At 51.7% G+C, this 25,560-nt stretch carries 15 protein-coding genes; 5 read left to right on the top strand and 10 right to left on the bottom strand.

Going from position 1 to position 25,560, the window contains the following annotated elements:
- Positions 1-117: 117 nt before the first annotated feature.
- The 4 genes from ACI32D_RS06935 to ACI32D_RS06950 are packed head-to-tail and all read right to left on the bottom strand — an operon-like array spanning position 118 to position 10,661.
- On the bottom strand, positions 118-612 hold the full coding sequence (locus tag ACI32D_RS06935; protein ID WP_439775855.1) for a hypothetical protein: 495 nt from the start codon (positions 610-612) through the stop codon (positions 118-120).
- Position 613: 1 nt separating this feature from the next.
- Entirely contained in the window at positions 614-3,397 is a 2,784-nt protein-coding gene (locus ACI32D_RS06940) for a helicase C-terminal domain-containing protein (RefSeq protein WP_439775856.1), read from the bottom strand.
- Between the two features lie 28 nt (positions 3,398-3,425).
- The gene (gene addA, locus ACI32D_RS06945) at positions 3,426-7,109 is read right to left on the bottom strand and encodes a helicase-exonuclease AddAB subunit AddA (protein ID WP_439775857.1); all 3,684 of its coding nucleotides are present in this window, start codon (positions 7,107-7,109) and stop codon (positions 3,426-3,428) included.
- A gap of 12 nt (positions 7,110-7,121) precedes the next feature.
- Positions 7,122-10,661 (bottom strand): PD-(D/E)XK nuclease family protein, encoded by a 3,540-nt coding sequence (locus ACI32D_RS06950; protein WP_439775858.1) that lies wholly within the window; start codon positions 10,659-10,661, stop codon positions 7,122-7,124.
- A 133-nt stretch (positions 10,662-10,794) separates the two neighbouring features.
- On the opposite strand from ACI32D_RS06950, the gene mvk reads away from it, so the two are divergent.
- The 4 genes from mvk (at position 10,795) to fni (ending at position 14,916) form a co-directional block, all read left to right on the top strand.
- Positions 10,795-11,706, top strand: coding sequence for a mevalonate kinase (gene mvk / locus ACI32D_RS06955; protein ID WP_439775859.1), 912 nt, complete (start codon positions 10,795-10,797; stop codon positions 11,704-11,706).
- A 55-nt stretch (positions 11,707-11,761) separates the two neighbouring features.
- Positions 11,762-12,721 (top strand): diphosphomevalonate decarboxylase, encoded by a 960-nt coding sequence (mvaD, locus tag ACI32D_RS06960; RefSeq protein WP_439775860.1) that lies wholly within the window; start codon positions 11,762-11,764, stop codon positions 12,719-12,721.
- Between the two features lie 76 nt (positions 12,722-12,797).
- Positions 12,798-13,880, top strand: coding sequence for a phosphomevalonate kinase (locus ACI32D_RS06965; protein ID WP_439775861.1), 1,083 nt, complete (start codon positions 12,798-12,800; stop codon positions 13,878-13,880).
- Positions 13,881-13,890: 10 nt separating this feature from the next.
- A complete protein-coding gene (gene fni, locus ACI32D_RS06970; protein WP_439775862.1) occupies positions 13,891-14,916 on the top strand; it encodes a type 2 isopentenyl-diphosphate Delta-isomerase in 1,026 nt (341 codons plus the stop codon).
- A gap of 213 nt (positions 14,917-15,129) precedes the next feature.
- Here fni and ACI32D_RS06975 read toward each other — a convergent pair whose 3' ends face one another.
- The 3 genes from ACI32D_RS06975 to parE all read right to left on the bottom strand — a co-directional run bounded on the left by ACI32D_RS06975 (position 15,130) and on the right by parE (position 20,612).
- On the bottom strand, positions 15,130-16,065 hold the full coding sequence (locus tag ACI32D_RS06975; protein WP_439775863.1) for a manganese-dependent inorganic pyrophosphatase: 936 nt from the start codon (positions 16,063-16,065) through the stop codon (positions 15,130-15,132).
- Between the two features lie 115 nt (positions 16,066-16,180).
- Positions 16,181-18,664: a DNA topoisomerase IV subunit A gene (gene parC, locus ACI32D_RS06980; RefSeq protein WP_439775864.1), complete on the bottom strand. Its 2,484-nt coding sequence runs from the start codon at positions 18,662-18,664 to the stop codon at positions 16,181-16,183.
- A gap of 13 nt (positions 18,665-18,677) precedes the next feature.
- Positions 18,678-20,612, bottom strand: a complete 1,935-nt coding sequence (gene parE / locus ACI32D_RS06985; RefSeq protein ID WP_439775869.1) for a DNA topoisomerase IV subunit B — start codon at positions 20,610-20,612, stop codon at positions 18,678-18,680.
- Between the two features lie 92 nt (positions 20,613-20,704).
- On the opposite strand from parE, the gene plsY reads away from it, so the two are divergent.
- Positions 20,705-21,349, top strand: a complete 645-nt coding sequence (gene plsY, locus ACI32D_RS06990) for a glycerol-3-phosphate 1-O-acyltransferase PlsY (protein ID WP_439775865.1) — start codon at positions 20,705-20,707, stop codon at positions 21,347-21,349.
- A 106-nt stretch (positions 21,350-21,455) separates the two neighbouring features.
- Here the strand turns inward: plsY and ACI32D_RS06995 are convergent, their stop codons facing one another.
- Genes ACI32D_RS06995 through ACI32D_RS07005 form a run of 3 tightly spaced genes read right to left on the bottom strand, consistent with a single transcriptional unit; the run spans position 21,456 to position 25,481 of the window.
- On the bottom strand, positions 21,456-23,279 hold the full coding sequence (locus ACI32D_RS06995; protein WP_439775866.1) for an ABC transporter ATP-binding protein: 1,824 nt from the start codon (positions 23,277-23,279) through the stop codon (positions 21,456-21,458).
- A gap of 2 nt (positions 23,280-23,281) precedes the next feature.
- Entirely contained in the window at positions 23,282-25,006 is a 1,725-nt protein-coding gene (locus ACI32D_RS07000; RefSeq protein WP_439775867.1) for an ABC transporter ATP-binding protein, read from the bottom strand.
- Positions 24,999-25,481 carry a MarR family winged helix-turn-helix transcriptional regulator gene (locus tag ACI32D_RS07005; RefSeq protein WP_439775868.1) on the bottom strand — a complete coding sequence of 161 codons (483 nt, stop codon included), beginning with the start codon at positions 25,479-25,481 and terminating at the stop codon, positions 24,999-25,001. The genes ACI32D_RS07000 and ACI32D_RS07005 overlap by 8 nt, the downstream gene beginning before the upstream one ends.
- Positions 25,482-25,560 lie beyond the last annotated feature (79 nt).

The following is a 25,560-nucleotide window of genomic DNA, read 5'->3' on the forward strand; positions in this document are numbered from 1 at the left end:
TGACTTCTTCGTCAACGTGCTTGGCTGATTCTCTGATTGAAATCAATTCTGTCATTCTTTTTTATTCCACCTTATTTTATTAACTCTATCCATGATAGCAGATTTTTGCCCGCTCTTCTATAACTTATCGACCAGAGACAGGAGCTTGCCGTCTTTAAACTTGTAAATGGCATAGCAGTAGCTGCCATCGCTGTTGACTGCCGTGACTTCCCAGACGGCTTGCTTTTGATACCAGCCCAGGTTGACTTCCTTGATGGTCTTCTTCGGATATGACTTCTGGAAGCTGGCTTTGACCGTGCTTTCGCTAACGCCATCATTAGCTGAATAATAGTAGGCCTTGTGGCTGCCAGGCAGATAGATGAAGTAGGCTGCCTTGCCCTTGCTGGTTTTCCCGCTGGCTGAATAGGAACTGACACCGCGGTTCAGGTGGTAGTACTTGTCAATCTGCTTCATAGAAGTCTGCTTGACCAGCTTGGCGACTTTCTCCTTGTGCTGGCTGTAAGGCTTGGCGGCCTTAGCTACGACGGCTACCGTTCCCGCGTAAAGCAAAAACAGGAAAAAGACCAGCCAGGCCAGATATTGCAGAACATTTTTGACTCTTTCGTTAAGCATTTTACCTCTCGAACTTTAACTTATTTTTTAATTCACTTGCTTTGACCTTCTGCACCGGAGCCGGCAGGCTGGACCGGAAGGCCGGGCCATAGCTCTTGGTCCAGATCCGGGGATCCAGGATCAAAAACTGCCCGTAATCATCCTCGCCCCGGATCAAGCGGCCGCATCCCTGCCGCAGGCGGAGAATCGCCCGGGGCAAAGAATCCTCTTGAAAGACATCCCAGCCTCTTTGGGCCAGGTAATGCTGCCTAAGGCTAACCTCCGGCAGGTCCGGCGATTCAAATGGCAGGCGTGTGGCGATGACCAGGTCAATCCCGCAATTGTGGAAGTCCACCCCTTCCCAGAAGCTGTCCGCCCCCAGCAAAATTGACCTTTCCGCGATAACGAAACGACGGGTGATCCGCTCGTTTGACCCGGTCAAGCCCTGGGCCAAAAGCTCATAGTCCTTAACCCGGGGATCATTCAGCAGTTCAAAATAGAGCTGCTTGATCAAGTCCAGGTTGGTAAACAGACACAAAATATGCTTTTGCCCGCTTAAGTCCTTGGTCAGGATATTTTTCAATTCTTCCAAAAAACGCGGACTGTCTGGTTCCGGCTGTCCTTCCCCCATGGCCAGGATCTCTAAGTGGTCAGCCATTGGGAAGCTGGCCTTGCCCTTGTAGCAGGAGACGCCCAAATTTGGCAGGGCCAGGACCTGCTTGGCAAAGGCAAAATTGCCGTCATTAGTTATTGTCGCACTGATCATGCTGATATGGTCAAAGCGGTCGTAAATTTTATGCAATTCTTCAGAACTGTCCAGGCTGAGCCAGTGAAGGTTGCTGCTGAGAGCATCTTCGGGATTGGTCACGTTGACCACAAAGCCCAAATGATCTAAGAGCGGCTGGTTCAGGAGGTCAGCCAGCTGGTAACTCTTTTCCGTGTAGAATTCCAGCAAGTCAACCTGGTCGTTCAATTCTTCCAGCATGGATTCTTCATCTGTCAAAAAGCGGTCTTTTTCCTGCTCCAGCAAGTAGCGGATCTGATTGGTATGGATCCGGACCTGTTCCAATTGCTGCTGGAACTGTCTGAGCTGGGGCTTAAACTGGGAGTTCTCCGGGAAGAGATCCTGGCCCTGGATAGTGAGCTGCAGGCTCTTGTTGGGCAAAACCACCTGGCTGATTGCCTGCCCCTTGTGCTGGTAGAGATACTTTTGCATCCGATTTAGGCTGTGAATCAGGTCCAGGCTCTCCTGGTCCAAGAGATCCAGCATGAACTGCAGCTGGACATTTTCCTCACTTTGCCTAAGCAGGTTGTTGTCCGTAAAATAAAGCAGATTGCGCAGGTGGCTGATGCTGCCCCAGATCGCTTCCAGGCGAAGTGAGTCCGTCCGGGCCGTCTGCAAGTTTTCGCTGAAGCGGTGGGCTTCGTCAATTACCAGGTAAGGGTTCTGCCCCCAGATGGAGTCCATGTAGTGGTTGACCAAGTAAGCGTGGTTAGTCACCAGAATGTTGGCCTGCTCCTGCCGGCGGCGGGCCAGGTTCCAAAAGTCAACGCTGGCGAACTGGCTGGCCACCCGGGCATCCCCGGGGTGCTTGAGCTGGTTAAAGATAGGCAGCTGCTGGCTGGTCAGCTGCAATTCATCCATGTCCCCCGTCGTCGTTTCCGTCAGCCAGACCAGGATCTGCATCTGCAGGAGCAAGGTCGCCTTATTTGGTGAATTCTGGTAAAGGGTCTGGGCAAAACCGTCCAAATCCAAGTAGTGGCTGCTGGACTTGACCATTTCCGCGTTCAAGCCCAGGCCCGTAACCCGCAGGAGCTGGGGAATTTCCTGATCTAAGAGCTGCTGCTGGAGAACCTTGGTCGGCGTGGCAATGACCAGTTTTTTGCCAGAGTAAAGCTGGTAGGCATAGGCGAAAAGGTAGGCAAAAGTCTTCCCTGTCCCGTTTGGGGCCTCAGCCAGCATGACTCTTTGCCCTTCTTCTTCGACAAAGTCGTGCAGGCGGTCGATCAAGTCCACTTGAGCTTGCCGGTAATTGATCTTGCCTTTAAAAAGCTTGCGCTTGTCAGCGTCTTTAACTGGGAAATGCCCGTTTACCCCATGTTCAACCGCGGGAATTTCCTGCCTCTTCAAGACCAGGTTGCGGACCTGGATCTTGTCTTTAGGCAGCTTGCGCTTGCTTTGCCGGGACTGGTCGGCAATCTCCTTGATCACATCGCCCGTGTCCCGGATTAACCCCCCGGCCAAAGAGCCCAGGACATTCAAAGTCGCCTGGGGCAAGGAGGCCAGCTTATCGATGATCTTGATGAGCAAAACAGCTGTCCCGTAAGCATCAGAATCGGCCTTGTGGGGATTGGCGTGCTTAATCTCCAGGCTGGCCGTCAAATCCCGCAATTTGTATGAAGGCAGGGTCGGAAAAGCGATCTTGGCCAGTTCAACCGTATCAACCGCCTTGCAGGTCAAGGCTTCAAAGCCGGCATTGGTCAGTTCATAGTTCAAGAAGGGAAAGTCGAAATTGACATTATGGGCCACAAAAACCGTATCCTGCAAAATCTCGCGGATCTTCGGGGCATAGTGCTTGAAATCAGCCTGGCCGGCCACCATCTTCTGGTCAATCCCGGTCAGATTGGTCACGGCTAGTGGAATTTCCCGGTGGGGGTTCATCATAAAGGAATAGGTCTTGACCACTTCGCCATTTTTGACCAAGGCGCAGCCAAACTGAATGATCCGGTCCCCCTCCTCCTTGCGCGTCCCGGTCGTTTCCAAGTCAACGACCGCGAAGGTTTCGCCGGCAAAAAAATCCGCCATTTTCCGCTCCTTTCACTCCTAAAAACTTCTAATCAACTTCAACAATTTCCCGGCAGCTCAAAAGCACCAGGTACTTTTTCAAAACAGGCAGCTGGCCTGATTCGTTCAAGGCTCTTTCATAGAGGCGCAGCTGGCCCTGGTACTTCTCTTTCAGCTTCTGGATTGCTTCATCCTGCTTACGCGGGTTAACGTGGTCAGTCTTGTAGTCAAATAAAATGATACCATTCTCTGCTTCATAATAGCCATCGATTGTCCCATGAACCAAAATTTCTCCTGGAAAATCGCTGAAATCCTTAAATAAAGTCTTCGGTGACAAGATGGTGGCAAAATTTTCTTCCCGGTAAAGGCGGTCGGGGTGCTGGTAAAAGTCCTTGGCAAAGTCGCTCTTGACGAACCAAGACAAGGCTTCCCGATCCAACTTGCTGGCCAAAGTTGGGCTCAGCCGGCCCTTTTCAACCAGGCCGGCAATGCAGCTGTCAATTGCATCCCTGTCGCCTTTGGCATAGTCATAGTACTGCAAGACCAAGTGGCTGGCCGTCCCCAGTTCAGCTGAGCTGACCGTGTTTTGGAAGAGGAAGTCTGGCTCAGTATCGATCGGCTGCAAATAGCGGTTGGCTGACTGCAGTTCTGAAATATGGGAGTCGGCCAGTTCGTCTTCGATCGGGTCGCCAAAAGCCTTCTTGATTTCAGACACCGCCTGGTAGGCCGTCGTCCGGCTGGCATCCAAGTAGGGATAGCCGCCTTGGCTGAAGGCATAGAGTTTTTCCGCCTGCTCAAAGACGGCTTCTTCCTCTTCAGTCAAGTCTTCCCCGCCGGCAGCTGCCGCTTCATTTGCCGGCAGCTGGGCCTGGTCTTTCTTTGGGTCAAAGTGAACAAAGACCAGACTGTCTTCCTGGCCAACTGCCAAGTCACTGACGGCTTTTTCTCCCAGCCGCTTCACTTGCTTGGCGTGGGCTAAGGCCGGGGCTAAAAAGTCCAGGGGCTTGGCCACCTTCATCTTGTCCAAAAGGGGCAGGCGGCCAGCTGAAATTTCCTTGGCCCACTTCTCTTCCAGGCCTGCCAGGTCAGTTTTGGCCGGAAGCTTGATATTTGCCGCCAGGATCAGCTTCTGCTTGGCCCGGGTCAAGGCCACGTAAAGCAGGCGGGCTTCTTCTTCCAGCAGCTTCTGCTTTTTGGCGATCTTCAGCCAGGCATTGACCAAAGTATCTGCTCGGTATTCCGCTTCATCAAATGGGTAGGCAAAGGACAAACCCAGCCCGCTGGCATCTAAAACGTAGTTGCCGGTGATGTCTTGCTGATAGTTGTAGCGGTGCTCCAAGCCCAGGACAAAGACGACCGGGAATTCCAGCCCCTTTGAGGCGTGAATGGTCATCAGCTTGACTGAATTGTCAGCATTTTCGCTCAAGATCGGCTGGGCCAGGTCCTTCTGGTTCTTCCGCATTCTGGCGATAAAGTTGATGAACTGGTAGAGGTCTTTGAAGCCCGAGCTTTCGTAGGCGCTAGCTCTTTCATACAGGGCGGTCAAATTGAGCCGGCGCTGCTGGCCGTTGGTCATGGCGGTCACGATTTCCAAAAAGCTGGTCCGCTCATAAATGGTCCAGAGCAGTTCTGAAATCCGGTGGCTCAAGGCAAAGTCCCGCAAATCTTGCAATTGGTCCAAAAAGTCCCGGCAGCGGGCAGCCAGATCAGTATCTTTTTTAGCATATGTTCTTAAAGCCGCGTAGAAGCTGATGCTCTTGTTGACCAGGCGGATTTCCGCCAAATCAGAACTAGAGAAGTTGAAGATCGGAGACCGCAAAACCGCCACCAGGGGAATGTCCTGGTCCGGATTGTCGATGATCTTCAAGTAGGACATGATGACCGTCAATTCAAAGGTCTGAAAGTAGTTCTGGACATCCATGACAAAAAGCGGGATCCCGTAACGGTCAAATTCCTGCTTGATGTCCAGGTTGCTGGTCTTGGACCGGGTCAAAATGGCAATGTCTCCATAGCTGATCGGCCGGGTCTGTCCGGTCTTTGGGTCAAAAATTGGCGTCTGGTCGTTAAGCAACTTTTGGATCCGGCTGATCACCATGGCCAAATCGCCCTGGTCCAATTCCCCGTCATCTTCTGAAGCAGAAGAATCTTCTTGGTAGAGGACTTCTGTTTCTGTTGGCAAGGCAGCGTTTGGATCATAACCGGCCGCGAATTTCAGCTGCCCTTCGTTTTTGTAGTCAATCCCGCCAAAGTCCTTGGTCAAGAGGCTGTCAAAGATCAAGTTGACGGCCTGGGTGACCGGCTGGCTGGAGCGGAAGTTTTCGGCAAAAATAATCCGCTTCTTGCCTGCCGAATTTTCCTGGCCATATTCGTCATACTTGGCAATAAAGAGACTGGGCTCCGCCTGGCGGAAGCCGTAAATTGACTGCTTGACGTCCCCAACCATAAAGAGGTTGTTCTTCCCGTCTTTTTTCAGCCGCTGGATCAAACCGTCCTGCAAGGCGTTGGTGTCCTGGTATTCATCGACCATGATTTCCTTGAAGCGGTTTTGGTAGTAAGCCCGGGCCAAGTCGGAATTTGAACTGTCCTGGGTCAGGATTTCATAGGCTAATTGCTCCATGTCGCTGAAGTCCAGAACCCGGTCATTCCGCTTTAACTCATTGAAGCGATCGATAAAGGCCAGCTCGACTTCAGCTGCTGTCTTCACGATTTCAGCCCCCTTGGCCAAAAGGGCCTGCTGGTCAGCATTGCTATTTGCGTAAAAACTGGTGTAGACATTGAAGACCAGCTGCTTGCCAGCTTCTTTAACCTCCTTTGCCTCCTCGACAAAGTCGGCGATGTCCTTGTTAGTCCGCAAGGTCCCGTCAAACCGGCAGCTGGCCAGCAGGTCTCTTTGCCGGTCAAAGGGATCATCTGTAGCCAGGCTTTCCCGGTAGCTGGATAAGCTGGCGGCGAAAGCCCTAAAAGGTGGCTGGTATTTGACAAACTTTTCATGGTCAAAGTCTGCTTCGGCCATCAAAGCCGTCAGCTTGTCAGCCAGGTTGGAAAATTCTTCTTCCAGGTAAGGCTTGATCTTCTCCTGCCACAAGGGGCTGTCGACGACGTCGCTGGTCTCCAGCTGGTAAGAGGCAGGCAATTTTTGCAGCCAGTCCCGGTAGTTGGGCCGGGCCATGGCATACTGATACAAATCAAGCAAAAGCTCTCTGGCCGCGTCCGCGTTGCTGTCGCCGGCAAACGCATCGTAAAAGGCCCTGAAGCGGTCTTTTTTCTTCTGGTCTTCATTTTGTAGGTAGCCGTTTTCGACATCCCGAAGAGCTCTTTCCTTTAACAGCTCAATCTGGGTCGCGTCAGTTAAAATGCTGAAGTCCGGGTCGATATCAATCACGAAGTAGAAGCGGCGGATGACATCCAAACAGAAGGAGTCAATCGTGGAAATGATCGCGGTATCAATCTGGGCCAGCTGCCGGCGCAAAAAGTCGGCCTGGCTGCTGTCTGTTTCCACTTGCAGGCGCTCTTGCAGTCGCTGCTTGATCCGCTGCTTCATTTCACTGGCCGCGGCCCGGGTAAAGGTGATGACCAAGAGCTGGTCAACTTCCAAGTGGTCTTCCATAATTTCCCGGATGACCCTTTCAACCAAAACGCTGGTTTTGCCTGAGCCGGCAGAAGCCGAGACCAAAAGATCCTGGCCCCGGCTTTCGATAGCGCTGGCCTGGTCTGGTGTGTATTTTACAGCCATACTTTTTCCTTTCTATATACCCTGCCCCAGCCTTTTTTCAATCAAGGCCAGCAGCTCAGCCTTTTTCAGGCTTGGCAGGTCCCGGTAAGAGTTGGTCGGCAGCTGCTGGTCAAAGTAGAAGATGTCCTTGTAGTCACTATATGTCAGACCAGTGCTGGTCCCCTGCCGGAAGGGATTCAAGGCGATCTGCCCGCTCAAGATTTCGCTGGCCGCGTCTTCAATCAAGGCTTCGACATACTCCAGCAGCTCCCTCATTTCGTCCTGGCTGAAGAAGTTGTCTTTTTTGCCAAAAGTGCCGCTCTTATTCAGCTTAAGGCCCCGGTAAACCGGACTGGCTGACTTTTTCTCCAGGACTTGGTCGACTTCCTGGTACCAGGCTGGCTCGCTGACAAAGACCCCGGACAGTTTCAGCTTGTCTTCCCCGCCCAAAAGGTTCTCTTTCAGCTGCAGCTTGCTGTCAAACAAGGCCCCATTTGATGAAGAGTTGACGGAATTCAGCTTCCGGGTGACATACTGATAAAAGGCACCAAGAAGGTCAAACTGCCGCCCGCCAGCCAGGAGGTCCCGGTTCTTTTCCAAGACATCCAGGTAGGCAATCATCTGCAAATCCACCCCGCCGGCAAAACGGGCCAGGTTGAAGCTGTGGTCAGAAGACTTGTAGTCAATCAGTTGCCCTAAAACGTGCTGGTCCCCGTTAAAGAGGTCGACCCGGTCAATCTTGCCCCGGAGGCTGATCTTCCGCTGGCCGGCAAACTTCTTCAAGGGCAGGACCAGGCCGGCCAATTTTTCCGCCGGGCCAAAGGCCAGTTCCCCGTATGTAGCCCGCATTTTGTTCTCCTGCTGCTTTCTCCGGTAGTTCTGGGCCACCTTGCTGGTCGTCTTGTCAAAGGCCTTGAAGAGATATTCATTAAAGGGATCGCGCAAGAACTGCTGGTAAAGGGGTTCTTGCAGGATCTCGCTTCTGACCTGCTTGAGCAAAAGCTCCAGGTCCAGCTCGCTGAGCTTGTCAATTTCGATATTTTTCTTTTGCATTTCCTTGAGCAAAAGCTCAAAAGTCCGGTGGAAGTAGTTGCCGGACTGGATGGCGTTCAGCTCGTTTTCTGCCCGGGGCCGCAGGCGCAGGCCATAGTTAAGGAAGTATTCAAAGGAATTCTGGTAGTAGCTTTCCAGCTGGGAGACCGATGACAAAAGGTCTTTGCCGTACAGGCGCTCAGCCAGGTCCTCTGAGATGTCTTGCGGATTGTTGTCGTAAGCCATCCCTTCCGCGATTTCTTCTGCCTTTTCTTCTTCATACTGCCGGCTGAGTTTGACTAATTTGGTCACCAGCGGACTTTGGGCGGAATTTTCCTCTGCATAGGCCAAATAGCCCAAGCTGGCCTTGGGACTGGTCAAAAAGAGCAAAAGCTGACGGGCAAATTCGGTCCGGTCTTTTTCGCTGTTGTCTGGCAGGTCCCTTTGCCGGTATTCCCGGCCGTTAACCATCTTCAACAGACGCTTGTAATAAATAGAAGGATCCAGCAAGTCGTTATTGGAATTGATTACCGGATAGGAAATGTAGACCCGGTCAGAGGCCAGGGCTAAAGCATTGCCAAATTGGTATTCCTGGTCCAAGTTGCGGAGCTGCTGGGCATCTTCTAGGTAGGCGTCTTCAGCAAAAAAGTCAGCCAAACTGGCCAGGTTTTCCGTGGTCAAAAAGTTGGGCTGGTCACTGATTTGCGGCAGGCTGCCATTGGCTGCCCCGATGATGAAGACCTGCTTGTAGCCACTGGTCTGCACCATCCCGTATTCTGACAAAGTGACAGCGTCCAGGCTGGCTGGAATCGTCGCGAAATTGGCCTGGGAAAAGGCCGCCGTCAGCATCTTGAAGAAGTCAGCCCAGGCAAAGTTTTCCGGGTTGACCAAAAGGTAGTCTTTGAGCAGGGACAAAAGCAGATTCCAGCACTGTTCCGGCTGCTGGGCCTGCTGCAAGTCCCCGCTCTCGCTGGCTTTTAAGCGCCAAGCTTCCAGGCGGGCACTGACCCCGTTTTTGACCAAGAAGTCAAAGAAGAGCTTAACGGCGGTCATGCTGTCTTTTTCATTTTTCAGCTGGCTGGAAAGGCGGGAGATCTTGCTGACAAAAAAGTCCCGCAGCTTATCCAAACGCTCCAGGCGCTTTTGATATTGCTCTTGGTCCAGGGCAATCACCTGGGCCTTGGTGAAGTCCTTGAGGGGCTTTTGCCAAAGGCTGTACTTGATCCCGTGGGCTAAGGCAAAATTTTCCAGCTGGTCGACATCGCGTAAATACGCGGCTTCCCCAGCTTCTTCATCCCCTGCTAAATACCAAGCCGGGATCAAGAGGCGGGTCTTCATGAGGCTCAAAAGAGCTGGCGTATCGCCTGGCTGCTGGAGAAGCTTGCCTAAATTTTCCAGCAAAATCACCAAAGGGTGGTACTTCATTTGCTGCTGCAAGTCATCAAAGAAGGGAATCTGGTTTTGCCGCAAGATCGGGGCCAGGTAAGTTTCATACTCTTGCAGGTTCGGAGCCAGGACCAAAAAGTCCCGGTACTGGCAGCCTTTTAAGGCCACCTCGTCATAGATGGTCCGGGCCACGAAATAGGCTTCGGCGTAGCGGGAATCCGCCTTGACCAGCTGGAGGTTGTTTAAGTCCGGCACGCTTTCCCCCTGCCAGGCCCTGTTTAAACTTTCTGCCGGGCTGCTTTGGCTGGTGATTTTTTCACTTTCCCAAGCAAAATCATGAGCAGAGAAATAGCCAGTCAAGTCCCGGATGGTCTTCTGGACCACGTAGTCGTATTCGCCTGCCACGGGTTCGAGCAGGCTGCCGTCAGCGGTCTTGAAGGCAAAAGTCATGTCGCTGGCAAAAGCCGCCAGCAGCTGCATGGTCATTTTTTCTTGAATGGAAAAATGGGAGAAATCAGTCACATAGAAGCTGGCCTGGCTGACCAGGTCTGGCTGGCTGGCCAGAAGCTGGTTCAGCTGGATATTCAGTTCATCCTTGGTGGCAAAGTGCTTGTCGCTGACAACTTGCAAAAAATCCTGGTAGATCAAGTCCAGGTCATGCAGCTTATCTCTGGTTTCATTGTCCAGGTCCAAGGATACTGCCGGGTCAGCTGCCCGCTCTAGAAGGCTGGCCAGGTCCAGCTGGCCGGTATGAACCTGCAGGATCGTGCTGTAGACTTGCTTGATCATGCCAGAATTGGCGTGGGTGTTTTTAAAAAGCAAGAGTTCATCCCTGCGCTTGTTGATGATCTGCTCCAAAATCATGGTCGCGGCCGCGTCATCCAGGCTTTCTGGCATGAGCAGGTCAGCTTTTTTAAAGAAAAACCAGGCCAGGCGGGAGAAGGACAGGACGTGCAGGTGCTTAACGCTGGTCTCTTTCCGCCCTTGAAGTTGGGCGACTTTGCCTATTGCGGCAACTTCTGTGTTAAACTTGATATGGTTTGGAACAATAATAAAAGTATCTTTGCCAGGCTGAGCCAGATAATTTCGGGCAGCCCGGCCGATGATTTCAGTTTGCAGGGGATCGGACTGTCTGCCGGTTAAAATTTTGATCATTGCTTCCACTCCTTTGTTGACTGATCGATCAATCTAAATTTTATCAATCTCTTTCCTTTTTGGGAACTGATTGCCATTGATTCTAAGCAAACGTTAAGCGAACTAGCGAAATTGTTTATTGAGGTGATTCTTTTTGCAGACTTCTTGTACTGCTCATGGAAAAGTAATTTTGATCGGCGAGCATTCCGTTGTTTACGGCTATGACGCCCTGGCCATGCCGATTCAGGCTCTCCACATCAAGACGACTGTCAGTGATTATGCCGGTCCGGTCTGGATGGATACCAAGCTCTATCAGGGTCCTTTTTTTGACGCGCCGGACGACTATAACGGCCTTAAGTATGTCGTCAAGGAACTTTTTGCCAGAAGCGGGAAAAGTCCCCAGATCAAACTTACCTATACCGGGGAAATTCCCATGGAGCGCGGGCTTGGCTCCTCAGCCACGGTTGCCTATGGCACTACCGTCGCCTTGAGCCAATACCTGGGCCTTGAGCTGAGTGAAAGCGAAGTTATGGACATCACCAACCAGGCAGAAACGATCAACCATGGCAAGGCCTCTGGCTTGGACGCGGCCACGGTTAATTCCGATTACCTGGTCTTTTTTAATAAGCAACAGGGCGTTAAAAAGCTCTCCTCGAAATTAGGCGCCAGCCTCTTGATCATGGACACGGGCGATTTGGGCAATACCAGAGAAGCCGTCACCATGGTCGCCAAGCTTTTAAATGAGTCCCCGGACGCGCAAGCAAGAATGCGGCAGTTGGGGCAACTGGCTGACGAAGTCAAAGCTGCCTGGCTTCTTCAAGACCCGGAAAGCGTTGGTAAATTTTTCAACCAGGCCCAGGAGCTTTTAGCCTCCTTTAATTTGTCGACGGCCAAGATCGACCGGATCTGCCAGATCGCCCAAAAAGGCGGGGCCTTAGGCTGCAAATTGTCCGGCGGGGGTCTGGGCGGGATCGTCATCGCTCTTTGCAAGGATGCCGGTGCTTGCGAAAAGCTTGCCCAAGCCTGCCAGGCTGAAATCAGTGACTACTGGATTGAAGAAATTTGATTTTTGGCAAAAAGTTATTGAAAAACAGAATTGCACAGTAAAGGAATGAAAAAAGATGAGTAAAACTGCCCGCGCCCATACCAATATCGCCTTGATCAAGTACTGGGGCAAGAAGGACGCCAAATTGCGCCTGCCGCTCATGTCCAGTCTGTCCATGACCCTGGATGCTTTCTACAGCGACACCAAAATCTCAGACAGCGAGCAAATGTCCTTTAAATTGAACGGCCAAGCCGTTTCGGGCCCAGCTGCTGACCGCGTTTTCGCCTACCTCCGGGCTATGCAAGACCGCTTTGGGGTCAAGGGAAATTTGGCGGTTGAATCAGTCAACCAGGTACCAACCGCGGCTGGCCTGGCCTCTTCCAGCTCAGCTTTCGCGGCCATGGCGGCGGCTTTTGCCGACCATTACCAGTTAGGCGTTGACAGACGGGAACTGTCCAGAATGGCCCGGATGGGATCTGGCTCTGCTTCAAGATCTGTTTTTGGCGGCTTTTCCGTCTGGCAAAAAGGCGACAGCGACGAAACTTCTTATGCTTACCCGCTGGATGAAGCGCCTGACATGGACCTCCGTCTTTTGGCAGTTGAAATCAACGACCAGGAGAAGAAAATTTCTTCAACCAAGGGAATGGAAATGAGCAAGAGCTCACCTTTCTATCAACTTTGGCTGGACAGAAACGACAATGAAATCGCCGAGATGGAAGAAGCAATCAAGCAGGCTGACTTTAGCAAATTGGGTTCTCTGGCTGAATTAAATGCCAGTGAGATGCATGCTTTGACTTTCACTGCTGTCCCTGGCTTCACCTATTTTGAGCCTAATACCATCAAGGCTATCAAGCTGGTTCAGGACCTGCGCCAGCAAGGGCTGGAATGCTACTACACCATTGATGCCGGCCCGAATGTCAAGGTCCTCTGCCAGGGAAAAAATTCTAAAGATATTATTAATCACTTTGAGTCCTCCTTTGATCGTGTTAAGATTATTGAGGCAGGTTTTGGTCCAGGAGTCACTCTGTTGGACTAAAGCTTATTTAATTGGCTATAATGTCTAAAGGCATAAAATAAAAGAAAAAATTAAAAGAATAAGAGGAAGAGTTTTTTTGATTACTGAAAAAGCACCAGGCAAGCTTTACATTGCCGGGGAATACGCTGTTTTGGAACAAGATTGTCCAGCCATTCTGGTCGCCCTTGACCAGTACGTCAGGGTCTCAATCAAGCCAAGCAGCAGCGATACTGGTTTGATTCACTCCAAGCAATACTCCCAAGATTCAATTCACTGGGTCAGACGGGGGTCAAAGATGGTGATCGACAACCGGGACAATCCTTTTGAATACATTCTGTCAGCAATTTCTTTTACCGAAAGATACTGCTTGGAACAAAAGGTCAAGATGGGCGTTTACGACTTGTACGTCAACTCTGACCTGGATTCAGCAGATGGCAAGAAGTATGGCCTGGGTTCTTCAGCCGCGGTAACGGTCGCGACAGTTAAGGCAATCCTGCGCTTTTACGGTGTCCAGGCAAGTAAGGATTTGATTTACAAACTCTCCACCATTTCCCACTACTCAGTCCAGGGCAACGGCAGTGCCGGCGACATCGCGGCCAGCGTTTACGGGGGCTGGATTGCCTACCAGACCTTCAACAAGCTTTGGCTGAAAGAAGAACTGGCAAGCAAGTCCCTGTCAACAGTGGTCGGTGAAGCCTGGCCAGGTCTGAAGATCCAGCAATTGGTTCCGCCAAAGGGCATGGAGCTCTTGATTGGCTGGAGCCAGCAGCCGGCTTCAACCTCCCGCCTGGTTGACAAGACCAACGCCAACAAGAACAATCTGCGGACTGAATATGCCAAGTTTTTGGCAGACTCGCGCAAGTGCGTTTTGAAGATGATCCGCGGCTTTGAAGAAGCAAACATTGCTTTGATTCAAAAGCAGATTGGCATCAACCGCCGCTTGCTGCAGCATTTTGCCGCTATCAACAATATTGCCATCGAAATTCCCCGCTTGACCGAGCTGATCGAAATCGCCAACAAGTATGGCGGCGCAGCCAAGACCAGCGGCGCGGGCAACGGCGACTGCGGCATCGTCATCGTCAACAAGGACACCGATATTGACCGCCTCCGCAAGGACTGGGTCAAGAACAACATCCTGCCCCTGGAATTTCACATTCACCAATCTGAATTAACTTACTAAGAGCATTGCGATGTCACAAAGATCTATAAGAAAAGAAGAACATCTGGCTTTGACACAGATGTTTTTTAATGCCCAAAAAACGAATTCCTTTGACCAGGTTCACCTGCTCCGCCCGGCCCTGCCAGAAAGCAAGGTAAAGCTGAACGCGATTAAGACGACCTGGTTTGGCAAAGAACTGTCTGCCCCCTTCTTCATCAACGCGATGACTGGCGGGTCGGAAAAATCCAGGCAGATCAACCGGCAGCTGGGTGAAATTGCCAATAAGCAGCAAATTGCCCTGGCCTTAGGTTCGGCCAGCATCTTGACCAAGGAAGAAGACCAGCTGGAATCCTTCTATGTGGCTAAAGAAGCCAATCCAGACGGCCTATTATTTGCCAACGTCAATCCCTTGACCCCAGCTAAAGCGGCCGCCAAGATCGTCAAGGATCTGCAAGCAGATGCCCTGCAGATCCACCTTAACGTGGCCCAGGAGATTCCCATGCCTGAAGGTGACCGCGACTTTGTCTGGCTGGACCGGATGCTGGAGATTAAAGAAGCAGCTGGTGTGCCCGTCATCGTCAAAGAAGTCGGCAGTGGCCTGGATCCAGTCAGCCTGCAAAAATTGCAGTCAGCTGGCTTTACTTGGTTTGATATTGGAGGAGCTGGCGGCACCAATTTTGCCCAAATTGAAAATTCCCGCAATCCCCACCCCATGGCGTATTTGAACGACTGCGGCCTGCCAACGGCCCTGGCTGCCCTTTTGGCGGCGCCTTTGACCAAGCAGCTGATCGTCTCTGGCGGAGTCAGAAACCCGCTGGACGTCTTCAAGGGCCTGGCCCTGGGCGGCAGATTTGTGGGCGTAGCCAACCACTTCCTCCACACCCTTTTAAATGAGGGAGCTGACGGACTGGATGAAGAAATCGGCCGCTGGAAGGAAGAACTCGCCTACCTTTTTGCCTTATATGGGCAAGACAGCTTGCCAGTCAAGCAACCGTATTACTTGGACTTGGAACTGAAAAATCAGTTTGACCAGCTTAAGCAGTATTCTGGCAAATAAAGCAACAAAGAAAGAACTAAAGAAATAACTGTTGACAAATTCTCCCTCAGGATTTATTTGTTAACAGTATTTTTATTGGCGCGGCAGAGCCGCGCTTTTATTAAAAGAGATATATTGTAGTAACAAGTAGGATGTTAAAAATGTAGCAAAAAAAGAATCCAGTTTACACTGGATTCTTTTAGTTTCTATTTTCGCTTATTGCTACTTTACTAATTAAGCTTCAAATGCCCGGGTCAATGGCGGAACGATTTGCTTCTTCCGGGAAACGACGCCTGGCAGGTGGGCTTCTGAGTCAACCAGTTCCTTGCCGAAGGCCTTGGCAAAGACTGACTTGCTTTCGTCGTCCCCGATGAAGAGAACTTCTGAGTCTGAGTCCAAAACGTTGGTAATTACCAGCATGAACAGGTCGTAGCCATTTTCCTTGGCATCCTTTTCCATGGCTGCCAGGAAGGCATCCTTGCGTTCCAAGGCTTCTGGGACATCAACAACGTTGACTTGGGCGATCCGGGCAGTCTTTGAGCCCAGTTCGAAGCTCTTGGCGTCCAAGTCGATCAGTTCTTCAACTGACTTGGCAGCAATGTTGGTACCAGCCTTAAGCAATTCCAGGCCGTATTCCTTGTAGTCAACGCCGGCAATCTTAGCCAGGTCTTCAACTGCGTGCTTGTCGATGTCAGTAGTGGTTGGTGACTTCAAGAGCAAGGTGTCGGAAATAATGGCACTCAGCATGATACCAGCAATGTTGGCTGGAATTTCCATATTTTGTTCCTTGAACATTTCCCACAAAACAGTGGAAGTGCAGCCAACTGGTTCAGCCCGGTAGAACAAGGGGTCGATCGTCGCGAAGTTGCTGATCCGGTGGTGGTCAATTACGTGGGTAACCTTGACTTGATCCCGGTCTTCAACGCTTTGTTGTGGTTCGTTGTGGTCAACCAGCATGATGGCCTTGACTTCGTTTGCGACAGTCTTGACCACGCGTGGTGCTTCAAAGCCGAACTTCTTCAAGGCAAAAGAAGTTTCGTCGTTGGCTTCACCCAAAGCAACAGCTTCAGTGTTGTAGCCATGTTGGTTCTGGAAGTATGAGTAGGCAATCGCCGTGCCGATCGCGTCAGTATCTGGGTTTCTGTGACCAAAAATCAGTTCTTTTTCCATCTTGGAATTTTCCCTTCTAGTTTTAGCTAAAATTAATTCTCTCTAATTAAGTCTACTAGAAAATCAGCGCTTTGTTCAATCTTTTCGCGATCTTTTCGCAATCTTTTTTGCTTTTTTAGAACAAGCGGCTGACATCCTTGGCCTTGTCCGGCAAAGGCCGGCCCATGAGCAGCTCCTTGGCTTCCCCATCTGTCCTGACATCAATGACAAAGGAGCCATTGCTCTGCCGGTCACCAACTGGGTGGTCGCTGGTCCGGATGACCTGCTTACGCAGGCTGGAGGTGATCAAGATAAGCTCATGGTTTTGCCCGTAAGCCTTCAAGGCCACGATCCGGTGCGGCTTGGTCTTCAAATTCCGCAGAACCAGAACTCCCCGCTTGGCCCGGCTGGTCTTGCCGATCAAGTTCAGCGGCATTTGCTTGAAGGCCCCTCTTTGGGTTACCAGACCCACCTTGAGCAGGTCTTCAAATTGCGGGTCAGTCACCAGACAGGCAACGACATAGTCGTCTTCCTTCAAGTTAATTGACTTGACCCCAGCTGCTCGAGCCCCGACTTGCGGGACTTCGTCAATATCATACTTCAGGGCAAAGGCCTGGTTGGTAAAGAGGGTAATTTCCCGCTTTTCACTTGTCTTGACCAGGTCCACAGTGATAACGCGGGAATCCTCCCCCTTCATCTTCATGGCCATGATTGCCCGGGACTTGTAAGTTCTGGTTGGCTGCAGGTCAGCCAGGGCCACCTGCTTGATATAGCCGTCGTTTGTGGCCAGCAAGAAGGAGAGGTCCGGATCATCCAAATGATCCAAGGCAAAGACCTGGATGATGCTTTCGTCAGCCGCCAGGCCCAGTTCCTGGGACAGGTGCTGGCCGACATCCTTCCACTTGCTTTCAACCAGTTCATGAACTGGCCGGTAGATCAAATTGCCGTGGTTGGTGAAGAGGTAAAGGTTGGTCAAAGTCGACAGGGTCCCTTCATAAACCACCCGGTCAGTTTCCGGCAAGCCATTGTCGCCAGCTTCAGTTGACTGGAAGGACCGCAAAGATGACCGCTTGATGTAGCCGTCGCGGCTGATCAAGACCCGGACAGATTCTTCAGTGATCAAGGCCTTTTCATCGACTTCAACTCTGGCAGTTTCATCGCTGATTTCGCTCAGCCGGTCTGAACCGAATTCCTTCTTGACTGCCCGGAGTTCCTTGATGATTTCCTTTTGCAAAACTTTCGGGTCAGCCAAAATCTTTTCGTAAGCCGCGATCTTGCCTGTCAGTTCCTTTTCTTCAGCTTGCAGGGCCAAAACGTCAGTGTTGGTCAAGCGGTAAAGCTGCAAGGAGACAATAGCTTCGGCCTGGCGGTCAGTGAAGGCAAATTCGGCTACCAGGTTCTTCTTGGCGTCAGACTTGTTCTTGGAAGCCCGGATGACCTTGATCACCTGGTCCAAGATGCTCATGGCCTTGATCAGGCCCTGGATGATTTCCAGCCGGTCTGAGGCCTTCTTCAAGTCAAACTGAGTCCGCTTGGTTACAACTTCTTCTTCGTGTTCCAGGTAGGCAGCCAGAATCCGCTTAAGGCCAACTTGAACCGGAGTCATGTGGTCAATGGCCACCATGTTGAAGTTGTAGGAAACCTGCAAGTCAGTATTCTTCAAAAGGTAGTTGAGGATGTTCTGGGCGTCAGCGTCCTTCTTAAGCTCGATAACGATGGAGAGACCGTGACGGTCCGTTTCGTCTCTGACTTCGCTGATCCCGTCCAGTTCCCGGCTGACTCGGATTTCGTCGATCTTCTTGACCAGCTGGGCCTTGTTGACCAGGTAAGGAATTTCCGTCACCACGATCTGCTGGCGGTGGCCCCGGATCTCTTCGATATGGGTCTTCGCGCGGACCTGGATCCGGCCTTTACCTGTCTTGTAAGCATCCCGCAAGCCCTTTTTGCCCATGACAATCCCACCAGTCGGGAAGTCTGGCCCTTTAACAAAAGTCATCAAATCTTCCAGGCTGGCATCTGGGTGCTTAAGAAGGTGGATAGTCGCGTCTAAAACCTCGCCCAAGTTGTGGGGCGGAATTTCCGTAGCGTAACCAGAGGAAATCCCAGTTGAGCCATTGACCAGAAGATTAGGAAAGCGAGCCGGCAAAACCGTTGGTTCATAAGCGGTGTCGTCGAAGTTGAGCACCATTGGCACGGTTTCCTTGTCAATGTCTTCCAGCAAGACATTGGAAATTTTAGACAAGCGGGATTCGGTGTAACGCATGGCGGCAGGACTGTCGCCGTCCATTGACCCATTGTTGCCGTGCATTTCAATCAAAGGCTCTCTCATCTTCCAGTCTTGAGACAGGAAGACCAGGGCCCCGTAGATGGAGCTGTCGCCGTGCGGGTGGTAGTTACCCATGATGTTACCGACAGCCTTGGCTGCCTTCTTAAAAGGCTTGTCAGCCGTGTTGCCGTCACGGTACATGGCGTAAAGAATCCGCCTTTGCACCGGCTTGAGCCCGTCGCGGATGTCCGGCAGGGCCCGTTCTTGAATAATATATTTGGAATAACGGCCAAAGCGTTCGCCCATGACCTGTTCCAAAGGCATTTCACGAATTCGCTCGTGAGTTTCTGGCATAAATTGCTTCCCCCTAATCATTTACCTTGTCTAAGATCGACTCTTCATCGCCCAGGCGGAACTTGACGTTTTCCTCAATCCACTTTCTTCTGGCGGAAGCCTGGTCCCCCATCAAGGTGGTCACCCGGCGCTCAGCCAATTGGGCATCGTCGATTCTGACCCTGATCAGCATCCGGCTTTCCGGATTCATGGTCGTCTCCCAGAGCTGGTCGGCGTTCATTTCCCCCAGCCCCTTGAAGCGCTGCAGGGCATAACCCTTGCCAACCTTCTTTTCATCCTCGTCGCGCTCTTCATCAGTCCAAGCGTAAAGGTTGGTCTGCTTCTTGCTGATCCGGTAAAGCGGCGGCAGGGCGATATAGACCTTGCCTGCTTCAATCATCGGCCGCATGTAGCGGTAGAAGAAGGTCAAAAGCAGGATCTGGATGTGAGCCCCGTCGTCGTCGGCGTCAGTCATGATGATGATCTTGTCGTAGTTGGAGTCTTCGACCTTGAATTCGGTCCCGACCCCGGCCCCGATCGTGTGGATCATCGTGTTTATTTCTTCGTTCTTAAAAATGTCAGCTAGCTTGGCCCGCTGGGTGTTCAAGACCTTCCCCCGCAAAGGCAGGATGGCCTGGAAACGCCGGTCCCGGCCTTGCTTGGCACTGCCGCCGGCTGAGTCCCCTTCGACCAGGAAAAGCTCGTTTTTCTTAGGGTTTCTGGACTGGGCCGGTGTTAATTTCCCGGACAGGACTTCCTTCTTGTGCCGCTTCTTTCCGTTTCTGGACTCGTCTCTGGCCTTCTTAGCCGCTTCTCTGGCATCCCGGGCCCTTTGGGCCTTCTTAACCAAGTCCTGGGCCCATTCACCATTTTCCAGCAGGTAATAGGACAATTTCTCGTACACGATGCTGTCGACCGCGCTTCTGGCCTGGGGAGTCCCCAGCTTGCCCTTGGTCTGCCCTTCAAATTCCAACAATTCTTCCGGGATCTTGACGCTTAAAACGGCGCTGAGCCCTTCCCGGTAGTCGGACCCTTCCAGGTTCTTGTCCTTCTTGCCCAAAAGGCCCTGCTTCTTGGCATAGTCGTTAAAGGCCCGAGTAAAGCCACTTCTGGCCCCAACTTCATGAGAGCCGCCGTCCGCGGTCCGGACATTGTTGACAAAGGAAACGAAGTTCTCTGAGTATGAGTCACTGTACTGGCCGGCAAATTCGATTTCCATCCCATCCTGGCTGCCTTCAAAGTAGAAGACCTTGCCGATCGTTCCCTTGCCTTCGTTGAGGTAGGCAACAAAGCTTTCAATCCCGTCGTCATACTGGAAGACGTCGTGGTGGTTGGGCGTGCGCTCGTCGGTCAGAGTGAACTTGACTCCCTTGAGCAGGAAGGCAGATTCCCGGATTCTTTCCTGGATGGTCTCGTAATTATACTTAGTCGTTGAAAAAATCATCGGGTCCGGCTTGAAAGTGATCGTAGTCCCCGTCTTTTCCTTGGTCGCCCCCAGGCAGCGCAGGGTGCCGATTGGGTGGCCGCCATTTTGGAATTCTTCCTCGTAGGCCTTGCCGTCACGCACCACGTGCACCTTCATGTAGCTGGACAGGGCGTTGACAACGGAAGAACCGACCCCGTGCAGACCGCCGGAGGTCTTGTAGTTCTGCTCCGTGAACTTGCCGCCGGCATGCAGGACAGTAAGGATGACTTCAATGGTTGGTCGGCCTGAGGCATGCATCCCTGTCGGCATCCCCCGGCCAAAGTCCTGCACGGTCACGGAATTGTCCTCGTGAATGGTCACGTTGATTTCCTGACCAAAACCGGCCATGGCTTCATCGACGGAGTTGTCGACAATTTCATAGACCAGCTGGTTCAAGCCGTGGATGTCGGTTGACCCGATGTACATCCCTGGCCGCTTGCGGACTGCTTCCAGCCCGTGCAGAATTTGAATTGAAGAATCATCATAGGTGTTCTTTGGCAAAATAAAACATCTCCAAGCTTTAGATTAATAACTTCGTATCAATTCAGTCCGTTATTTGTTAAAATAGCAGGTACAAGATAAACGGAGTTGATTTGATGTTTGCAATAAAATTTGCATTACTTTTAATTTTAGCATACTTAATTGGTTCTTTTCCGACCGGTGTTTTAGTCGGCAAGCTCTTTTACCACAAGGATATCCGGGACTATGGGTCACACAATATTGGGACCACCAACACCTTCCGGGTTCTGGGCCCCAAGGCCGGCACCCTGGTCTTCCTGGTCGACTTCTTCAAGGGGACCCTGGCTACCTGCCTGCCCCGGATTTTTCACTTGGGTGACCACCACTTGTGCTTGATTTTCGGGGCAGCAGCCATTTTCGGCCACGCCTTCTCAATCTTCCTCAAGTTTAAGGGCGGCAAGGCCGTGGCCACAACAGCCGGTTTCCTCCTGGGCTACAATGTCCAGTTCTTCGGCCTCTGCGCCTGCTTCTTCATCCCCTTGCTCTTAATCACCAGCATGGTGTCCTTGAGCAGCTTGATTTCAGTAGTCTTGATTTTTATTTCCAGCTTCTTCTTCCATGACACTTTCCTGACCATCATGTCAGGGGTCCTGGTTGTCCTCATCTGGTGGAGCCACCGGGCCAACATCAAGAGGATTGCCGCCGGAAATGAAAACCTTGTCCCCTTTGGCCTTTACTATCACATCAAGCAAAAGCAAGGCAAGGACAAAAAGCAGAAGTAATTTTTGAACCAATCCTATTATACGGAACACATGTTCAAAATGCAAAGGGGCATTTTTTAAATATTGCTAAAGCAAAAGCCATGATTCAGTTGAATCATGGCTTTTTTCAGATTTCCTGGCCTAAAAACTGGCTCTGGTAAAGGTCAGCGTAAAAGCCGCCCTTGGCCAAAAGGCTTTGGTGGTTGCCACTTTCGACGATCTGGCCGTGGTTGATCACGATGATCTTGTCGGCATCCTGGATCGTTGACAGGCGGTGGGCGATCACGAAACTGGTTCTTTCCTGCTTGAGGTCTGCCATGGCCTTCTGGATCAAACTTTCAGTCCGGGTGTCAACCGAGCTGGTTGCTTCATCCAGGATCAAAATTTCCGGATCGGCCAGAAAGGCCCGGGCAATCGTCAAGAGCTGCCTTTGCCCCTGGGAAATATTGGACCCTTCTTCGTTTAACAGAGTCTGGTAGCCATCCGGCAATTGGCGGATGAAGCTGTCGGCCCTGGCCAGGCGGGCAGCCCGGTAAACTTCCTCATCACTGGCAGCTTCTCTGCCGTACTTGATATTGTCAAAAATCGTCCCGGTAAAAAGCCAGGTATCCTGCAAAACCATGGCGATATGGCCGCGAAGCTCTTCCCGGCTCATTGACCTGGTTTCCCGGCCGTCTAAGTAGATTTGCCCGCCCTTTACGTCATAAAAGCGCTCCAGAAGGTTGATGATCGTGGTCTTGCCGGCACCGGTTGGCCCGACGATAGCCACCATCTGCCCTTTTGGCACTTCCAGGCTGAAGTTTTCAATCAAAGGCGCGTCAGTATAGCTGAATGACACGTCTTTAAAAGTCAGTTTGGCATCTGTCGCCAGTTCAGCTGCCGGGTGGACTGTTTCATCCATGTTTTCAGCATCCAGAACGGCAAAAATTCTTTCCGCTGAGGCAATGGTCTGCTGGATCGTGTTGGACATGTTGGCCAGCTGGGTCAAGGGCTGGGAGAACTGGTTGGAATACTGGAGGAAGGCCTGGACATTGCCCAGGCTGATGGCCCCCTTGATGACATCGATAACCCCAAAAACGGCAATCAAGAGATAACCGACATTTTTGACAAAGTTCATCAAGGGGAAAATCATGATGGAAAGAAATTCTGCCTTCCAGGAAGCATCAAAGTAGGCGTCATTATGGTCAGCAAAAGTCTCCTCTTCATTTTCTTCCTGGCCAAAAACGCGGACAATGCCTACCCCGGCATAGATTTCTTCTACCTGCCCGTTGATCTTGCCCAGCTGCTCTTGCTGGCGGCCAAACAGCTTCTGGGCCTTAGGGGCAATCGTACCCGTGATCAAAACGGAGACTGGAACGGTCAAAAGAGCCACTAAAGTCAGCTTCCAGGAGATCGTGAACATGACGGCCAGGGTTCCGACCAGGGTAATGGCGCTGGTAATCAGCTGGATCAAGGTCTGCTGAAGAGTGCCGGAAATATTGTCCATGTCATTGACCATCCGGCTCATTAGGTCCCCTTTGGAGTGGGTATCGTAGTAGGATACCGGGACATGGCGCATTTTTTCTTTAAAATCAGCCCGCAGATGGCAGACGACCTGCTGGGAAATCCGGGTCATGATGATCTGCTCGGCAAAATTGAAGACGCTGGAGATCAGGTAAAGACCGATTACCCAAAGCCCGATCTTAAAGACGCCGGCAAAGTCGATTGGCAGGCTGGTCAAATGCTGGCCGGCCTTCTCTTGAGCATAGCCTTTCATCACCCCTTGATAGATCAAGGTCGTGGCCTGGCCCAGGACTTTCGGGGCAAAAATCGAGAAAACCGTGGCAATAATGGCAAACACTATTGACAAGCCCACGCCAAAGCGCCAAGGGCGCAGATATGCCAAAAGCCGGCGGCTGGTCGGCCAAAAGTGCTCAGCCTTGTCAATTTTTCCTTTATGACCGTGATGCATCCCTAATCCACTCCTTTCTGGAACTGGGAAGCGACAATCTGCTGGTAGTTCGGGCAGGTCCGCTTCAATTCTTCATGCTTGCCCTGGCCGACTACCCGGCCGCTGTCTAAGACCAGAATCTGGTCAGCAGACGCCACCGTAGAGACCCGCTGGGCCACGATGACGGTAATGGCCTGCCGCATCTTCGGATCAGCCGCCAGGGCCTTTCTAAGGGCCGCGTCAGTCTTAAAGTCAAGGGCAGAAAATGAGTCGTCGAAAATATATACATCGGCATCTTTGATGATGGTCCGCGCGATGGCCAGTCTTTGCCGTTGGCCGCCGGAGAAGTTGGCCCCGCCGGCTTCGACCGTGCTGTCCAGGCCCCCGTTTTCTTTGACAAAGTCTGCTGCTTGGGCAATTTCCAAGGCCTGCCACATCTCTTCCTCACTGGCATCCCCCTTGCCAAACAGCAGGTTTGACCGGACTGTCCCTTTAAAAAGCACGGCTTTTTGCTGGGTCAAGGAGACCAGCTTGTGCAAATCAGCCTGTTTCAAGTCAGTCACCTTAACTCCGGCAAGTTTGACCGCGCCTTTTTCCACGTCCAAAAGGCGGGGAATCAAATTGACCAGGGTCGACTTACCCGACCCGGTTCCCCCGATCAAAGCCAGGGTCTGGCCAGCCTTGACTTTAAAATTAATTCCTTCCAAAGCTGCTTCTTCAGCTCCGGCATAGCGGAAGGAGACCCGGTCAAATTCCAGCTCTGCCGGACCTTTTGGGAGGGGTGCCGGCTCTGCTGGGTCCTGCAGCTGATTTTTCGCGTCCAGTACTTCATTGATTCTTTTGGCTGATACAGAAGCCCGCGGAATCACGATAAACAGCATGGACAGCATCATGAAACTCATCAGAATCTGGGTAGCATAAGTCAAAAAAGTCAAAAGACTGCCGACTTCCATGACCCTGCCGCTAATCAAGCGGCCGCCCAGAAAAATGATCCCCACGTTGGTCAAGCTCAGCACTAGGGTTACGGCTGGTTGCATGAAAGAAATGATTGTGTAGGCCTTGATGCCGACCTTGGTATAGTCCAGATTAGCCGCGGCAAAGCGGTCCTGCTCGCGCTGGTCCTGCCTGAAGGCCCGGATGACCCGGACCCCTGTCAAGCCTTCTCTGAAGATCAAGTTGATCCGGTCGGTCTTTTGCTGGATGCTCTTAAACAAGGGCATGGCAAAATGCATGAGCAAGAAAATGATGGCCGCCAAAATTGGCAAAGAAATGGCGAAAACTTTTGCCAGGCGGGGCTGCTGAAGATAAGCCAAAACGGTCCCAGCCACCAGCATGATCGGGGACTGGAGCAGCATCCGCAAGAGCTGCATAAAAGTCATCTGAACCTGGACGACGTCATTGGTCGTTCTGGTAATTAAAGAGGACTGGCCAAAGCGGCTGATCTCTTCATCAGAGAAAGTCAGTACCTTGGCAAAGAGCATGGCTCGGAGACGCTGGCCGACCTGCATGGCCTGGTGGGAGGCAAAATAGATGTTGCCAAAAGCAGCCAGCAGGCCCAAGGCGGACACCAAAAGCATCTTGCCTCCGGTTTGCCAGATATAAGGCAGGTTCTTGCCAATGATCCCCTTGTCAACCAGGTCAGCCGTCACCGTCGGCAGGTACAAATCACATGCAACTTGTACTAATAAAAAAAGACTTGCCAGGCAAGTCGCCCAGCAAGTCAATGTTTTTCTAGCAATTTTAAGCATGGTTTTCACCCTCTTTTTTGGCATTTTCTTCCATGCGTTCTTCCAAGAATAATGCCTGTTTGTCCAGCTTCTTCAAGATGTTCAGGTATTCGGCCTTTTCGCCTTCGCTTAAGGGGCTCATCAAATCGCCCACAAAGCCCAGCCAGCTGGAGTGGTTGCGCTCATTTTGTTCTCGGCCCTTTCCAGTCAAGTAGAGGCGGAAAACCCGGTGGTCGCTGTTATCCCTGCGCCGTTCGATCAAGCCGTGCCGCTCCAGGCGGTCAACGACTTCACTGATTGAGGACGGCCTTACTCGGGCAAAGCGGGCCAGTTCTGCCTGCTTCATCCCTTCATTCTTGCTGAGCAGGGCCAAAGTCCGGTTCTGCCCCCGGACGCCGCCATGCAGCTTCTCATACCGCATCCCCATTTGGGCCAGTTGCCGCTGCAAACGCATGCTCCGGTGAAACAATTCTTCATTGAGTTCTTCTTCTGCCATCCTGCTTGTCCTTTCTGCAAAAAATAATCAAGAAATTAATATTCGGTACCTAACTATCAAGTATACCTGGATCATGCAC

The organism is Lactobacillus sp. (assembly GCF_051873315.1).
In the GTDB taxonomy this organism is placed as follows: Bacteria; Bacillota; Bacilli; order Lactobacillales; family Lactobacillaceae; genus Lactobacillus.